The organism is Streptomyces aurantiacus JA 4570, from assembly GCF_000414115.1.
Classification (GTDB): Bacteria; Actinomycetota; Actinomycetes; order Streptomycetales; family Streptomycetaceae; genus Streptomyces; species Streptomyces aurantiacus_A.
This window is the reverse complement of record NZ_AOPZ01000076.1, coordinates 1-14,966: the sequence shown is the minus strand read 5'-3', so window position 1 is coordinate 14,966 and position 14,966 is coordinate 1. Positions and strand designations below refer to the sequence as shown.

13 protein-coding genes and 1 tRNA gene are annotated in these 14,966 nt (G+C 71.1%); 4 read left to right on the top strand and 10 right to left on the bottom strand.

Annotation, left to right across the window (positions count from 1 at the left end; all coding sequences use genetic code 11):
• Positions 1 to 361 precede the first annotated feature (361 nt).
• The 3 genes from STRAU_RS10740 to STRAU_RS10730 form a co-directional block, all read right to left on the bottom strand.
• Entirely contained in the window at positions 362 to 565 is a 204-nt protein-coding gene (locus STRAU_RS10740; protein ID WP_030362120.1) for a cold-shock protein, read from the bottom strand.
• A 249-nt stretch (positions 566 to 814) separates the two neighbouring features.
• Complete coding sequence (locus STRAU_RS10735) at positions 815 to 1,363, bottom strand: tellurite resistance TerB family protein (RefSeq protein WP_016640309.1); 549 nt, start codon at positions 1,361 to 1,363, stop codon at positions 815 to 817.
• A 131-nt stretch (positions 1,364 to 1,494) separates the two neighbouring features.
• On the bottom strand, positions 1,495 to 2,400 hold the full coding sequence (locus STRAU_RS10730; protein WP_037658602.1) for a DUF4394 domain-containing protein: 906 nt from the start codon (positions 2,398 to 2,400) through the stop codon (positions 1,495 to 1,497).
• A 232-nt stretch (positions 2,401 to 2,632) separates the two neighbouring features.
• Between STRAU_RS10730 and STRAU_RS10725 the strand changes: the two genes are divergently transcribed.
• Positions 2,633 to 3,913: a helix-turn-helix domain-containing protein gene (locus STRAU_RS10725; protein ID WP_016640307.1), complete on the top strand. Its 1,281-nt coding sequence runs from the start codon at positions 2,633 to 2,635 to the stop codon at positions 3,911 to 3,913.
• 88 nt (positions 3,914 to 4,001) lie between these two features.
• Here STRAU_RS10725 and STRAU_RS10720 read toward each other — a convergent pair whose 3' ends face one another.
• Entirely contained in the window at positions 4,002 to 4,502 is a 501-nt protein-coding gene (locus STRAU_RS10720; RefSeq protein WP_016640306.1) for a hypothetical protein, read from the bottom strand.
• Positions 4,503 to 4,839: 337 nt separating this feature from the next.
• Between STRAU_RS10720 and STRAU_RS10715 the strand changes: the two genes are divergently transcribed.
• Complete coding sequence (locus STRAU_RS10715; RefSeq protein WP_016640305.1) at positions 4,840 to 8,763, top strand: nSTAND1 domain-containing NTPase; 3,924 nt, start codon at positions 4,840 to 4,842, stop codon at positions 8,761 to 8,763.
• Here STRAU_RS10715 and STRAU_RS10710 read toward each other — a convergent pair.
• The 5 genes from STRAU_RS10710 to STRAU_RS10690 form a co-directional block, all read right to left on the bottom strand.
• Positions 8,745 to 10,208 carry a condensation domain-containing protein gene (locus STRAU_RS10710; protein WP_016640304.1) on the bottom strand — a complete coding sequence of 488 codons (1,464 nt, stop codon included), beginning with the start codon at positions 10,206 to 10,208 and terminating at the stop codon, positions 8,745 to 8,747. The two genes, STRAU_RS10715 and STRAU_RS10710, sit on opposite strands and share 19 nt — an antisense overlap.
• Positions 10,209 to 10,513: 305 nt before the next feature.
• Positions 10,514 to 10,936 carry a PIN domain nuclease gene (locus STRAU_RS10705; RefSeq protein ID WP_016640303.1) on the bottom strand — a complete coding sequence of 141 codons (423 nt, stop codon included), beginning with the start codon at positions 10,934 to 10,936 and terminating at the stop codon, positions 10,514 to 10,516.
• Positions 10,933 to 11,148: a type II toxin-antitoxin system VapB family antitoxin gene (locus STRAU_RS10700; protein WP_037658598.1), complete on the bottom strand. Its 216-nt coding sequence runs from the start codon at positions 11,146 to 11,148 to the stop codon at positions 10,933 to 10,935. The genes STRAU_RS10705 and STRAU_RS10700 overlap by 4 nt, the downstream gene beginning before the upstream one ends.
• Before the next feature lie 52 nt (positions 11,149 to 11,200).
• Positions 11,201 to 11,656 (bottom strand): 3'-5' exonuclease family protein, encoded by a 456-nt coding sequence (locus STRAU_RS42350; RefSeq protein WP_158692056.1) that lies wholly within the window; start codon positions 11,654 to 11,656, stop codon positions 11,201 to 11,203.
• A gap of 683 nt (positions 11,657 to 12,339) precedes the next feature.
• Positions 12,340 to 12,410, bottom strand: a tRNA-Gly gene (locus STRAU_RS10690).
• Between the two features lie 565 nt (positions 12,411 to 12,975).
• Between STRAU_RS10690 and dcd the strand changes: the two genes are divergently transcribed.
• Positions 12,976 to 13,551, top strand: coding sequence for a dCTP deaminase (gene dcd, locus STRAU_RS10685; protein ID WP_016640299.1), 576 nt, complete (start codon positions 12,976 to 12,978; stop codon positions 13,549 to 13,551).
• Between the two features lie 8 nt (positions 13,552 to 13,559).
• A complete protein-coding gene (locus STRAU_RS10680; protein WP_037658597.1) occupies positions 13,560 to 14,057 on the top strand; it encodes a phosphoribosyltransferase in 498 nt (165 codons plus the stop codon).
• A gap of 99 nt (positions 14,058 to 14,156) precedes the next feature.
• Here the strand turns inward: STRAU_RS10680 and STRAU_RS10675 are convergent.
• A partial coding sequence (locus tag STRAU_RS10675) for a Yip1 family protein (RefSeq protein WP_052029038.1) occupies positions 14,157 to 14,966 on the bottom strand: 810 nt, incomplete at its 5' end.

Here is a 14,966-nt window from a genome sequence, read left to right as displayed (position 1 = left end):
GGCGGCCGGGGCGCCGAAGCGGCGGCCGCCCCTGCCGGAGGCGGAACTCCCGGCCCCACGCGTGCGGGCATAGCGGTCATTTGTGCGTGTGCGGTTCACGGGGAACCTTCCTTGACATGGCACGTACCAAGGAATTCCCGCAGAAGGTGAACAGCGCAGAGAATTGCAAGAACGAGCCGGGGTGGTGCGGGGCCGTACGAAATTCGGCTGTTCCCGCGAAATGCGCTCAGGTGGTCCGCGGTGGGACTTCCTGAACGCAGCGAGCTGGGGCCCGCACCCCAAGGTGCGGGCCCCAGCTGCGAAGTATTCAGACTACGAGGCCACGAGTGTGGCAACTGCGCAGTCGTGAAAGATTGCCGCGTCAGGCGGGAACGATGTTCTCGGCCGTCGGGCCCTTCTGGCCCTGCGCGATGTCGAAGGTCACCTTCTGGCCCTCGAGCAGCTCACGGAAGCCCTGGGTGGCGATGTTCGAGTAGTGGGCGAAGACGTCGGGGCCGCCGCCGTCCTGCTCGATGAAGCCGAAGCCCTTTTCCGCGTTGAACCACTTCACGGTGCCAGCAGCCATTTTTTTTCTCCTTCGGGGCGGTGCTCGGAGCCCACCCTGTGCGGGCTCCGTGTCGCGTGATGATTACCCCGTCGGAAGAGAACAACCTTTTTGGGAACCACAACTGCAACTCCCCTCGACAGTAGCACGGCGCGATCGCCGGGGCGCGTTAAGTTAAATTACGCCGACTGTCGTGCAAGGAACCTTCATCGCGCCTTGGTTCAATTTCTCATGCCGCGACGACAGATATTGTGCGCCGAACTCCTGTGCTCAGAGGCCGAACTCCTGCGGGGACACGCCAAGGGCCGCGCACGCCTCGCGCAGCACCTGCTCCTCGGCCGGCGCCACGTACCCGTCGGCTCCGGCGACGACGAAGCCGGTCTGCACGACGGCCCGCGCCTCCGTCGGCTTCTTCGCCGCCTTGGCGATCTCCTGCATGACCTCGGCCTTGCCCTGCTGGAAGTTGAACGCGAGCTGGTCGACGTGCTTGTTGAACCGCTGGCGCAGCTGCTCGGGCGGGAAGTTCTGCAGGACGTCGTTCTGCAGGATCAGGGACTCCACGTGCTGGCGCTCGGCCGGGTCGACGTTCCCGTCGGCGGCCGCCACCAGGGCGCACATCGCCATGCTGGCGTCCCGGTAGGACCCGCTCTTCAGCTCCGTCTTGAGGGACGTGAGCTGGGTCTTGAGCATGCCCACGAGCTGGGCCTTCGACCCCTTGGAGGACCCCGGACCCGAATGCCCGTGCCCGCTGGAGCCCCGCGATCCCTGTGCCTGTTGCAGACCCTTGGCCTGGTCCTTGATCCGATCCCACATCGCCATTCGTGCCACCTCGGCTTCTGCCCATGTCGTTCCGGTCACCCGCACAGACGCAGCGGGTCTACCTGCCAACGCCTTCCCCCTTCCCGAAGTTCCATGGCGTCTGCGTGGCGTGCGGGTGCTCGGGGGCGGGCTCAGCTGCCGGTGAGGGTGAGGGCCAGGTCCGTGATGTTCAGGGGGAACTGGCCGACGGCGGTGGGCTCGCCGGTCAGCAGGTTGACGGTGTAGAGGGACGGCGTGCTCGCGCCGTACGGGGTGAGCGAGGCGAAGGCGGTGTTGTCCTTCGTCTTGCCGTTGGCCAGGGTGCTGAAGATGTCCAGGCCGGCGTTGGCGCCCGCGTCGAAGCCGAGCGAACCGGTCGGGGAGAGGGTGCCGTTGTTGGCCGGTGCCTGGATGACGACCTGGTCGGTGGTGGTGTTGACGTTGAACAGCGAGGTCACGGTGGCCGCGTTCAGGTCGTTGTTCGTGTAGGCGGCCGCGGTGACGCCGCGGGCCGGGCCGGTGGCGGGCGGAGTGGTCAGGGTGGCGTCCTCGATCGTGGTGTCGTCGTGGAGGTTGTGCCGCAGATTCTGGCCGTTGTCGCTGAGCAGGCGGAGCCGGTCGGCGGCCGGATTGAAGTCGATGTCGAAGTTCGTCCCGTACAGCGCGACTTGCAGCTGGGAAACCTTGGTGACGACCACATCCGAGGTGGCCGGCGGGGTTTTGATCGTATAAATCCCGCCCTTGTCGCCGACGCCGTACATCAGGCCGTCCTGGGGCCGGTAATCGATCCCGACCAATTTCTGGTCGCCGGAGAGACCGGTGACGGCCCTGACCCAGTCGAGCACCGTCGGCCGGTCGGTGGTGAAGGTGGCCATCAGGGTGCCGTCACCGGTGATGCCGTAGGCGCGCAGGCTGGGGACGGCTTCGGGCTCGGCCGCGGCCGCCGGGGCGGATGACGGCGCGGCCGAGCCGGTGCCCGGCGCCGTCACCAGGAGCGCCGCCGACACGGACACGACCGCGACCGCCGCCCCGATTCTCTTTCTGTTTTCCGCTCGCATCAGACTTTCCCTCCCTGGAGAATTACGTCCGTCGCATGCATGCCCTTGCATTAGTCCCACGCGGCCCCGGCCCCGACAACAGGTTCGCGCGACGGCGGCGCCTCGGTCCGGAAACTTTGCGCACCATGACAAATGCGGCGCCGGTGAATGCTTCATCGATTCACGCGACGTGATAAACCCCGTCCGGATTTCGCCTGTCGCTCCATTCGGCCGGAATGGCATGCTCCCGCCCATGGGCAGCCTCTTCGCGGAGCTGGCCCGACGGGCGTCGGCCAGTGCCCGCCGGGAGGTGGAGACGTACGCACGCGAGATCCCGGAGTTCGGACGTCTGGACGCGAACCCCAGGGCCAGGGCCGAGGCGCTGGAGTACGCCGTGTGGCTGCGCCGCCGCACGATCGAACTCTCCCCGGGCAGCGACGAGTTGACGGAGGCGGACCTCGGCTTCATCGCCTCGATGGGCGAGTCGCGGGCCGGTACGGGCATGTCCCCGGAATCACGGCAGCGGGTCCTGCGCCTGCACACCGCCCTCATGCTGCGCGAGATCAACGAGGCGACCGACGCCCAGCGCGGCGGCGGCGCGGACGAACTCCTGCGGATGATGGGCTGGTTCGCCCCGCAGGGCGAACGCGGCATCGGCGCCTACTGCGCGGGATTCGCGACGGGGCTGCGGCGCCGGCTGCCGTACGGGGAGCAGGTCGCCCTGCTCGCCAGGTCGCTGCTCGCCGGGGACCCCGTCGCGGCGGAACTCGCCCGGGGCGTGGGCATGGAGATGCCCGAGTGGTACGCGGTGACGGTGATCCGGGTGCCGGATCGCGGCCCGGCCGGCGAGGGCGACCTGGAGGGCGAGGCCGAGGCCCTGGCGAAGACGTATCAGGTGCCGGTGGTGTGGTGTCCGGACCCGTGTCCGCCGGGCGGGGACGGCGAGTTGACCGCGCTGGTACCGGTGGCTCCCGTGCGGCCGCCGCGCTCCGGGGCTGCTGCCGTGGGTGGCGCCGTGTCCGACGTGTCTGGCGTGCCGGATGTGCCTGATGCGCCTGATGTGCCCGACCTCGTGTCCGACCTCGTACGGGACTTCGCCGCCGTCCTCGGCCGCCCCTGCGCCGCCGGGACGGCCGCCGGGCCGCGGGCCGAGCTGGCCGACGCCCTCGACCGGGCCCGGCGGATCAGCAGGTCAGCCCCGCTGCGGCGGGCACCCGCGTGGGCGGGCCCGCACACCCTGGCGGACGTCTTCGTCGAACTCGCCGTGTCCGACTCCCCGTCGGCCGACGACTGGCTGCGCACGGTGGCCCGCCGGCTCGCCCCCGGCCCTGACCTCCTGGCCACGCTCGACGCGTACTACCGCCACGACATGAACCGCGCGAACGCGGCGGCGGCCCTCAACGTCCACCCCCGCACCCTGGACTACCGGCTCCGTCGCGTTCGCGAACTCACGGGCTTCGCCCCGGCGTCGACGCACGGTGTGCGGGTCCTCAGCTCGGTGGTGGCGCGTCGCCTCTCGGGGGCGTGGGACTGAACCCGACGTCCCCGTCGCCCGCGGTGCGTGGGCCTCCGCCGACCCCCGTCCGGCGAGGGCCCACGCGCCGCCCCGGTGAGAGCCCGGCTCAGAACTTCCAGGCGCGGCAGTTCAGCAGCCTCGACGTGCCGACCTTGCGGTCACAGGCGTACGCGGTCACGTTCGCCTTGTTCTTGAACCCCCACGACTTGGTGCCGTTGACCACGGCCACCCGGTTCTTCACGGTCCGCCAGCCGCCGCCGACGAACTCGTCGTACTTGAGCGCGAGGACGGCCTCGTAGCCGTCGCCCGCCACGCGGTCCTGCGCCGTGGCACCCGAGAACTTGCCGTCGTAGAGCGCGCGGCCCCCGCCCGTGCCCGCGCGCCAGTACTGGTACGTCCCGCTGATCCTGGCCTTGCTGCTGGCGGACGTGCCGTGGAAACCCAGGGGCGCCGCGCTCGCGGAGCGCGTACTCGCCTCGTCCTGGGCCGCGGGCGCCGCCGCGGCGGACGGCGCGCCGCTGAGCACGAGCCCCGCGAACGCGCCGGTGACGCCGAGACCCGTGACCGCCCTGCGCAGGCGGGTTCCCCGATGCGTGGTCGCAGACATTTCTCATCCCTCCCCGTCGCGGGCCGACCCCCGCGAGGAGGTCTGGGAAACCCGCGGATCGATGGCCCGCCCGGTCCGCGCAGAGGCGGGCCGCGGCCGGGCCGACGACGAAGAGTCCACAGCGCCGGGCGTTTTTCAGCACCCCGTTCCCGTGCGGGTGAACAATTCCGGAGGCGTCCGCCCGGCGGACCGCGCCACCGCGTCCGCGCCCCGCCCGGGCCCGCGTATTCCTTGCCGGGAGGGGCGACGGCTCATAGGTTTGGCCCGGCTGAGCGCCGGGACACACGGCCGAGCACGGGGATATGGGGATACGGGGATACGGGGGCGGGGGGCCAGGGTGGGGCGTCGGGAGAAGCCGCTCGATCCGACGGACGGGCCGGTGGCCCGGTTCGCGGTGGAGCTGCGCAAGCTGCGGCAGGAGGCCGGAACTCCGTCATATCGGGCGATGGCGCAGCGGGCCGCCTACTCGGTGACGGCCCTGTCGCAGGCGGCCGCGGGCGAGAAACTGCCGTCGCTCGCGGTGGTACGCGCGTACGCCGAGGCGTGCGGGGCCGACCCGCAGGAGTGGGAGCGCCGCCGGCACGAGGCGGCGCGGGAGCTCGCCGACGAGCCGGCCGCCGACGCCGAGGGGGACGCGGCGCGGTCGCCGTACCGGGGCCTCGCGCGCTACGAGCCCGACGACGAGGGCCTGTTCTTCGGCCGGGAACGGCTGACCGACGACCTGCTGCGGCGGGTGACCGAGCGCCGCTTCACCGTGGTCTTCGGCCCCTCCGGCAGCGGCAAGTCCTCCCTCCTGCGCGCGGGCCTCATACCCCGCCTGCGCCGCACGGACGACGCGGCCGTCCGCCCCGCCGCCATCCGGATCCTCACACCGGGCGAACACCCTTCGCGTACGCACACCCGGGTGTTCACGCCCGCCGAACGGGACGGCGACACCTGGCTGATCGTGGACCAGTTCGAGGAGGTCTTCACGCTGTGCCGCGATCCGCGGGAGCGGGCCGACTTCATCGACGCGCTGCTCGCCGCGCGGAGCCCCGAGAGCCGGCTGCGCGTCGTGCTCGGGGTGCGCGCCGACTTCTACAGCCGCTGTGCCGAACACCGCGCCCTGGCCGACACGTTGTCCGACGCCAGCCTCCTGGTCACCGCGATGTCGGCGGCCGAACTGCGGCAGGCCGTCGTGAAGCCCGCCCAGGCCGCGGGCCTCATCGTGGAACGCGAGCTGACCGCGCGGCTCGTGCGGGAGGCCGGCAGCGAACCGGGCGCCCTCCCCCTCCTCTCCCACGCGCTGCGCGAGACCTGGCGGCGAAGACGAGGCCGGACGCTGACTCTGGAGACATACGAGGCCACCGGGGGCCTGCACGGCGCCATCGCCCGCACCGCGGAGGACGTCCACACGCACCTCTCGGACGCCCGCAAGGAACTGGCGCGCCTGATCCTGCTGCGGCTGATCGCCCCCGGCGAGGGCGCACAGGACACCCGGCGTCCGATCCGGCGCGCGGAGCTGGACTTCGGCGATCGCGACGAGGTCGACGCCGTGGTGGACCAGCTGGCCGGGGCGCGCCTCATCACCCTCGACGACGACACCGTGGACCTCGCCCACGAGGCGCTGATCACGTCCTGGCCCCGGCTCGGCGCCTGGGTGGACGCCCACCGCGACCGGCTGCGCGCCCACCGCCACCTGACGGAGGCGGCACACACCTGGCGGGAACTGGACCACGACCGCGGCGCGTTGTACCGGGGGACGCGGCTGACCGGCGCGGAGGAACACTTCACGGACTCGGGCGGCGGGACCGCCGACCTGACCGGCCTTGAGCGGGACTTCCTCACCGCGAGCCGCCACGCCCGCACCCGCGCCCGGCGCCGGCGGCACGCGCTGACCGGCGCGCTCGCCGTGCTGGTGGTGCTCTCGGTGGTGGCGGGCGCGATGGCGTGGCGGGAGAGCCGCACGAGCGAGCGCCGGCACGTGGAGGCGGAGGCCCGCCGCATCGCCGCGGCCGCCGCCACCATGCGCGACCACGACCCGGTCACCGCGATGCGGCTGAGCGTCGCCGCCTGGCGCCTCGCGGAGTCCACGGAGACCCGCTCGGCGCTCGTGGGCGCCATGGCCCAGGGCGAACTGTCGGCCTTCACCCGCCCCGGCGCCGAATCCGACGCCCTGGCCAGCGAGTTGACCGCCGACGGGCGGACGCTGGTGGCGGTGGGCGCGAAGCGCGTGCGCACCTGGGACCTGCGCGGGAGCCGCCCCGCGGCACGGTCGTATCCGGGGCTCGGCAAACTGCTCGCGGACGGGCCGGAGGTCAAGGTGAGCCCGGACGGCCGGCGCCTCGCCGTGCAGCAGACCGACCGCACGGTGATGTGGGACGTCCACGCCGGACGCGTGATCGGCCGCCTGCCCGCGGCCGTGCCGGAGAGCATCGTCTTCTCGGCCGACGGCAAGCGGGTGGCGTTGGAGGAGTGGGGCCTGGCCGACGAGGACGACGCGTCCACCAAGCTCTTCGACGTACGCGGTGGCCGCGCCCTGCTGACCATGAGGCAGCTGCATCCCGAGAAGACCGAGACCGTGGCGCTGAGCGCGGACAACCGCCGGCTGGCCAGGTGCGGCGAGGAAGGCCCCATGGAGCTCTGGGACATCGCCCGCCGCACCCGGCTCACCAGCCCCTGGCTCGCCAGGAACAAGAAGCGGCTCGACTGCGACGGCGCGTCGTTCGTCTTCACCCCCGACAGCCGACACCTGGCACGCGTCACCGACCGTGAGATCAGCCGCTGGGACCTGCGCACCGGCAGGCAGGCGCCACGGGTGGTGAGCAGCGGCCTGGAGGACGTCCGGTTCAGCGCGGACGGCAGGTTCGTCGCGGCGTCCACGCCGGACGGGATCGCGCTGTGGCGCCTCGCCGCGCCGGACGGGCCGGTCTTCCGCCACGCCACCGTCGGCAGCGAGTCCCTGGGCTTCGCCCTCGATCTCGACGCGGGCGCCGTCCGCTATTTCAACGAGTCGAGGACGGTCGTGCACTCGCTGAGCGTGCGGTCCGCGATCGGCGCGGCATGGCGCGAGGAGTACTTCTCCGAGGGGCAGTTGGCTCCGGACGGCCGCACCCAGGCCGTCGTACGCCACGCGGACGCCCCCAAGGACCTCCGCCTGGTCGACACCCGCAGCGGCCGCACCGTCTTCAAGCCGCCGGTCGAGCCCTGCCCCAGGGCCGCCGAGGAACCTTCCGCGTCCGACGGCCCGCCCGGAACGGAACCGGAGTCGGCCGAGGAATCCTCCGAGTGGTCGGCCGAGGGGCCCGCCGACGGGCTCTCCGAAGGGCCCGCCGACGGTTCCGCCGAGGTGAGTGCCGCGCCGCAGCAGCCGGAGGACTGCACCGACCTCATGGCCTTCAGCGCCGACGGCGCGTACTTCGCGTACGGGCGGGCACGACCGATGGGCGGCGCCGGCGCGTCGGGCCGGGAGCGGATCACCGTCTGGGACGTACGGGCCCGCCGGGAGCACGCGGTGGTCGACGTACGCGCCGACGACGAGATCGGCATGACCGGCATGGACGGCCTCGCGCTCAGCGCCGACGGCGGCCGCCTGTTCGTGGCCCGCACCACGATGCGCGAGACCACCGAGGTGTGGGACCTGGATTCCGGCGGCCGGCCGGGCCGGCCCAGGAAGATCAGGACACTGTCCGGCATCTCCGGCGAGGGACTCGCGGTACGACGCGACTCGGCCAGGCTGGCCTCCTGGAAGGCGATCGCCGACCTCCGCTCGGGGAAGACCGTCGGCAAGTCGCTGAGCGACACCCTGACGAGCGAGCTGGCGTTCAGCCCCGGCGGGCAGTACCTGGCGGCCGGTGACGCGTACGGCAGGGTGACCGTCTGGGACGGCGCCGGCCACACGCGCCGCACCGTGCTGACCGCGGCGGCCGCCGACGCCGCGCCCCCGGCCGCCGACGACTTCGTCAGCGCGCTCGCCTTCTCCCCGGACAACGACACGCTCGCCGTCGCCACCCACTCCGGCACCGTCCAGCTGTGGGACGTGCCGTCCAGCAGACCCCTCGGCTCGCCCCTGCCCACGCCCGGCGACACGATCACGGCCCTGGCCTTCAGCGCCGACGGCTCGACGCTGTACGCGGGCGGTACCCGTGTCCCGTCGCAGAAGTACGCGCTGGACCCGGACCGCCTGGTGGCCGCCGTGTGCGACCGCACGGGGGGTGCGGGCCTGTCCCGTGAGCAGTGGCGGACGTATCTGCCGGACCTGCCCTACCGCACCACCTGCTGACCGGGCACCCGGCCCGGCACCCGGCTCTCCAACACCGCGCCGGCCTGCCCCGGAAGAGCGTCGATCCGCCCCACCCCGACGATCCGCTCGCGCAGCAGCTCCATGCACACCCGCATGTTCTTGTACGCCACATCCGTGTCCGGGTAACGGCAGGCGAACTGCAGACCCTCGTGGAGCCGGGTGACCCACGCGCACACCTGGTCGCCGTACGACACCCGGATCAGCCCGTAGGCGTTCAGCTCCTGCCAGCGCTCGGAGCCGTTGATGCCGCGGGAGTCGACGTACGAGACGATCGAGTACAGGTCGGGCGAGGTGGGCCGGAAATCGCTGCCCAGGAGGGCGAGTACGCGGGCGATGGGCATCCGCGACAGCGGCCGGGCCTCGCGCAGCGCGGCGCGGACCATGCGCAGCACGCTGTCGAAGTCGGGCGCCAGGGCCACGGGGATCTCGATCGGCGCGCCGCCCACGTACCAGCCCACCGAGTCGGCCCACCGGGACTTGACGCGGGTGTGGAAGGGCACGACCGTGCGGTACACGTCGAGGCCGCTGATCTCGCGGGCCGCGAGGGCGACGGCGGCGATGATGCCGACGAGGCTGCCGCCGTACGGTCGGCAGTGCGCCTCGAAGGCGGCCGCCTCGGCGTCGCCCACGAGCATCTCGTGCAGGAACTTCTGTTCGGGCAGCGGCCCTTCGGGGTCGAGGCCGAGGTCGACGGGGAAGTTCGGCAGCTTCCCGTCGCACAGGTGGATGAACTCCCGCCAGCGGCCGACGATGTCGTGCGTGTCGTCGATGCGGTCGGCGTCCGTGCGCTCGCTCGCGCAGAAGTCGATGTAGCTGGCGACGGGCGCCGCCGCCACGGTACGTCCCTCGAGCCCGGCCGCGTACAGCTCGTGGATCTCGTCGGTGATGCGGTAGATGGAGTACGAGTCCACGTTGCTGTGGTCGAACGCCATGTAGACGCTGGTGCCGTCGTCCCTGACGACGGCGGTGAAGAGGAAGTTGGGCCAGGTCAGCGCGTCGGCGGCGATGTCGAACCGATCCTGCAGATACCGGGTCAGCGTCGCCGCGTCCGCGAACTCGCCCACGTCCTTGCGGTCCAGCGCGACATCGTCCGCGGCCAGCGTGAAGCGCCGCATCTCGTCGCCCGCCCACCGGAAGCCGCTGCGCAGCGTCTCGTGCCGGAGCGTCCAGGCCCGCAGCGCCTCCTGCAGCACGTCGAGGTCGACGGGCCCCGGCATGTCGAAGGCCGTCCCGAGCCAGGTCGGCACGAACAGCCCGTCCCGGCGCACCGTGCGCGCCGTACGGATGTGTGACTCCTGTACATACGCGGGTGGGCGGGAATCGTCCGGCAGCGCCGTCGCCGCCGTCACCGTGGTGGGGTGGAGCGTCCATTCCACGAGCCGCCCCGGGCGGATCTCGCAGCGCTGGATATCGGTCATGCGCATGGGGGTTCTCCCTTCACCTGCCCACGGGAGGCCACCGCCGGCAGCGCTGTCGATCCCTGCCCCCATACGCCTCTTGGGCATCGCTCACCGCACGAGGGTTCAACGACCGAAGATCTACGAAGCAACGCGACGGCTCGGGGCGCCGTGCCCCGGCGCGGGGGAGCCTACGGGCACATCGGCCTCACGTCAGGACGGGGGTACCTCTGTGCACTGCTGTTGAGCCACCTGAACTGGGTGTTGAGCGAGGAGAGTTGACGCAGACACCGCGTTCGAGGGCCGCGACCCTGTCTTGGCGCGCGCCGACCTCACTTACCGGCTTCTGGGCCGTACCACTGGAGTGCCTGGCCGGTGACGGCGGCGATGCACTCGAAGTCCCGGTCGCGGTGCAGGAGGGTCAGCCCCTGCAGCTCGGCCGTGGCGGCCACCACGAGGTCGACGGCACCGGCACTGCGGTGCTGACCGCGCTGGGTGAGGCTTTCCTGGACCCGCCAGGCGCGGTCGTAGGCCCGATCGTCGACTGGTACCCAGCCGAAGAGCAGGCGCATGTCCTCGATGCCTTGGGCGCGGTCGGCGGCGGTGCGGGCGCTGTAGAAGAACTCCAGCTCGGTGATGGGGCAGGTGGCGATGAGTCCGGCCGCTGCCGCCTGGTCCCATCCGTACTGCTCGGCGTCGCCGCGCAGCAGGCGGGCGAGCGCGCTGGTATCGATGAGGAATTGCGCGGCGTTCACCGACGGTAGTTCCCCTTGTCCTCGAAGAGGCCCAGGTCGAAGGCGCCCTCTTCCGACGCGGCACGCAGGCGGGTGAGCGCCAGCGCTCGGCGCCGGTTCTCGAGCACTTCGCGCAGAGCGGTGTTGACCGTTTCCTTCTTGGTGCTGGTGCCGAGGGCCTTGGCCACGTCCGCCACCAGTTGGTCATCGAGGTCGATCACGGTCCGGCTCATCGACTGCACCTCCGCAGATATCATCGATGCCATCAATGATATCCCACCCTGCTCAGCTCGCAGAGAGCTGTCCGGGACCGTGATCCGTCCAGGGGAGGACCTCCACGGGGGAGAGGGGCCAGTGCGGGTCCCTGTGCCTGCCCGGCCTCCATGCCTCGGCGTCCCGTACGTAGGTTTCGTGCCAGGAGACCTGCTCGCGGTGGAGTGCCGGACGGGAGAGCCGGCCCACGGGCGGGAAGCAGGAGCCGATGATCCGCGCGAGTACGAGTGCTGTCTCGGCATCGGAGGACGCATCGCCGGCGGAGTCGTGCGGAATGCCGTACCACTCGGCAACGGTTTCAAGGGCCCGCCCGCCGGAGCGGAACGGGTCGGCGTGGCGGTCCAGGACGAGTGGATCGCAGATCGGGACCAGGCCGTGGGGGGCACGATCCGACACCGTCGCGAGTCCGTGCCGCCGCAGTTCGGCCTCAATGGTGGTGAGAACGAACGGGGCGTGCCATGCGACCAAGGGTTCCTTGGCCGTCAAGTGGTGAGCGAGGAGGGTCGCGAGCTCCTCCAAGGCTTGGGCGGCCGGCACTCCATGGGCGCGTGCAGACTGCAGGGTGATGCCATGACGCTTGGGCGGTGCGACGGACAGTGGGCCTGGACCGGGGTCGAGCAGCCATGACTGAGCGGGCCCGTCAGTGACGTGCACCGCAGCGCCGATGATGCGGTCGACGCAGTACCGGTTCCCCGTCGTCGCGATGTCCACGGCCATGAGGGGGCGTAACGAAGCGACTGCGCACCAGCACCCCGTCCCCCGCCGGAACGTCGGCGCCGCAGACCGGGCACTGTTCTTCCCGCTGGTTCGACCGCATCGCCGAGGCGTCCGACGTCACTCCTGCAGAGTCCGTCTCAGGGGCGTGCGCCGGGTGATACGTCACCCGGTACCCCCACTGACTCTGCAAGGACACGCCTGCGTCGACGGCCACTGTCTCGCCGCACTGGGCGCAGGGGCCCTGGTACCTGTTGGCGCGCACGGTGGCGGACATTGCCTCACCTCGGCTCAGTTCTGTCGTTTCATCGTGCCCGCGTATGCCACGGATGCGCCATGGCTCCGGGCGGAGTGATGGTGAACCAGATTGTCGGGCCGGGTGGTTGAGCCCTCGGCAAAGCAAAAGCCTCAGGTCGTTGACCTGAGGCTTGAAGAAGAGCGGGTGACGAGAATCGAACTCGCGCTCTCAGCTTGGGAAGCTGATGTTCTACCATTAAACTACACCCGCGCGATACACCGGTTGAACCGGTTTCGTACCGTCGCACACTCTACCCCATCCCAGGCCCCGGGCGCCGCCGCCCCGGGGCCCGGCTGCGCTGTGTGGGGTCTGCGTGACTGCGGGCGAAGGGAGTTGGGGCGTACGGTGGGGCCCCCGGGGAGGGGGACGAGGCGGGCGGAGTGCCGCCTGGAGTGGCGTCCCTTTCATCCCGTAATGTGGCTTTCGCCGTTGGCCGTCCGGCAGCGCCGGACCCGGCTCCTGTACGGGAACACGGCTCCCGCACGGCTTACGGCTCTCGCAAACGGCTCTGGGGAAGGGACTCGAGGACTTGATGGAGCGCACCGTCGTCCGTTGTGCCGAGGGGCACGTGTTCAGCACCGCTTCGTTCCCGATGCAGCAGGCCGACCGGCTCGGTCCCGGCCGGCTCATCCGGTGTCCCCGCTGCGCGCGGCTCCGGCACGCGGTGCCGGTGGAGTTGCAGAAGCGGTAGCGGGCGGAGCAGAGGCAAGAAGCAGCGAGGCGCGCGGGACTGTCCGATTGGGGCGGTCCCGCGCGCTCTGCGTATCCTCGGTGCGTGCTTCTCTCAGACAAGGACATCCGGGCCGAGATCGACGCCGGGCGGGTGCGGATCGATCCGTATGACGAATCCATGGTGCAGCCGTCGAGCATCGACGTGCGGCTCGACCGCTACTTCCGGGTGTTCGAGAACCACCGGTACCCGCATATCGACCCATCGGTGGAGCAGGCGGATCTGACCCGGCTCGTCGAGCCGGAGGGCGACGAACCGTTCATCCTGCACCCCGGCGAGTTCGTGCTCGCCTCGACGTACGAGGTCATCACGCTGCCCGACGATCTCGCCAGCAGGCTCGAGGGCAAGTCCAGCCTCGGGCGGCTCGGGCTCGTCACCCACTCCACGGCCGGGTTCATCGACCCGGGCTTCAGCGGGCACGTGACCCTGGAGCTGTCCAACCTCGCGACGCTGCCCATCAAGCTGTGGCCGGGAATGAAGATCGGGCAGCTCTGCATGTTCCGGCTCAGCTCCGCCGCCGAGTCCCCCTACGGGTCCGAGCGGTACGGCTCGCGCTACCAGAACCAGCGCGGCCCCACCGCCTCCCGCTCCTTCCTCAATTTCCATCGGACCCAGGTGTGACCCCTGCCATGAGTGACGTTCGCGAGAATCTTTCCTACGAGAAGTTCGGCGCCGCCATACGCGAGCTGGCGCAGACCATCGCCGACGACGGCTACGAGCCCGACATAGTGCTCAGCATCGCCCGGGGCGGCGTGTTCGTCGCCGGTGGGCTGGCGTACGCGCTCGACTGCAAGAACATCCACCTGGTGAACGTCGAGTTCTATACGGGGGTGGGGACCACGCTGGACATGCCCGTCATGCTCGCGCCCGTGCCCAACGCCATCGACTTCTCCGACAAGAAGGTGCTCATCACCGATGATGTCGCCGACACCGGGAAGACGCTGAAGCTCGTTCATGACTTCTGCCTCGACGCCGTCGCCGAGGTCCGGTCCGCCGTCATCTATGAGAAGTCCCACTCGCTCGTGAAGTGCGAGTACGTGTGGAAGCGCACCGACGAGTGGATCAACTTCCCGTGGAGCGTCGAGCCGCCCGTCGTGCGGCGGCAGGGGCAGGTGCTCGACGCCTGAGACCCGCCTGGACACGGGCGTTCATGTGGAAGGGCCCCGGTGAGCATGTGCTCGCCGGGGCCCTTCTCGCGAACGGGGACGTACGGACGTACGTCAGCGTCAGAACGTACCCAGTTTGATGATCGACAGGATCGCCAGGAGCTGGATCGCCGACGCGCCGAGCGCCCGCGGCCACGGCAGGTCGTGCGACTTGCTCACCATGAGGGTGAGCAGGGCGCCCGCGGCCAGCCAGGTGGCCCAGCCGAGGAGCTGGACGAAGCTGTTGCCGCCGCCGAGGAACAGGGCGACGATCACGCGCGGGGCGTCCGTGATGGACATGATCAGCATGGAGAGGCCGACCGTCGGCTGCCAGGCGCCGTCGCCGCCGAACTGGCGGGCCAGCGAGTGCGTGACGATGCCGAGGATGAACGCGCTGATGGTGATCGCGACGCCGGTCGTGAGGACGTAGGGGATCGCCGTGGACAGCGTGGCGTTCAGCACGTCCTCGCGGGCCTCGTCGAAGCCGAAGACGGCGAGCAGGCCGTAGAGGAACGTGACGAGGGCGGCCGGGGCCCACATCGCGTAGTCCCGCATCTGGAGGAAGGTCGGGGCCGGGCGGAACACGATGCCGCGCAGCAGTTCCTTCCAGTGCAGCTTCGGGCCGATGGGGCCCGCGGGGGCCTGGCCCGCGCGGTAGGTGTCGCCGCTGGTGTACGGGTCCTCACCCAGGGAGAACGCCTGGGTGTGGCCGGGGTTGTTGGCGGCGTACGGATCGTGGGGCGCCGGTCCGCCGGGGCCGCCCCCATGACCACCGGGGCCACCCGGACCGCCGGGGCCGCCGCCGAAGTACTCGGGCTCGCCCTGGCCGCCCGCCGGCTGCGGCCACTGCTGGGCGCCACCGTGGTGCGGCCCGCCGCCCTGGGGCGCGCC

Bases quoted from the DNA above. Each gene is read 5' to 3' on its own strand.
- STRAU_RS10740 (WP_030362120.1), bottom strand. From the start codon at position 565: ATGGCTGCTGGCACCGTGAAGTGGTTCAACGCGGAAAAGGGCTTCGGC.
- STRAU_RS10735 (WP_016640309.1), bottom strand. From the start codon at position 1,363: ATGGCGATGTGGGATCGGATCAAGGACCAGGCCAAGGGTCTGCAACAG.
- STRAU_RS10730 (WP_037658602.1), bottom strand. From the start codon at position 2,400: ATGCGAGCGGAAAACAGAAAGAGAATCGGGGCGGCGGTCGCGGTCGTG.
- STRAU_RS10725 (WP_016640307.1), top strand. From the start codon at position 2,633: ATGGGCAGCCTCTTCGCGGAGCTGGCCCGACGGGCGTCGGCCAGTGCC.
- STRAU_RS10720 (WP_016640306.1), bottom strand. From the start codon at position 4,502: ATGTCTGCGACCACGCATCGGGGAACCCGCCTGCGCAGGGCGGTCACG.
- STRAU_RS10710 (WP_016640304.1), bottom strand. From the start codon at position 10,208: ATGCGCATGACCGATATCCAGCGCTGCGAGATCCGCCCGGGGCGGCTC.
- STRAU_RS10700 (WP_037658598.1), bottom strand. From the start codon at position 11,148: ATGAGCCGGACCGTGATCGACCTCGATGACCAACTGGTGGCGGACGTG.
- STRAU_RS10680 (WP_037658597.1), top strand. From the start codon at position 13,560: ATGAGTGACGTTCGCGAGAATCTTTCCTACGAGAAGTTCGGCGCCGCC.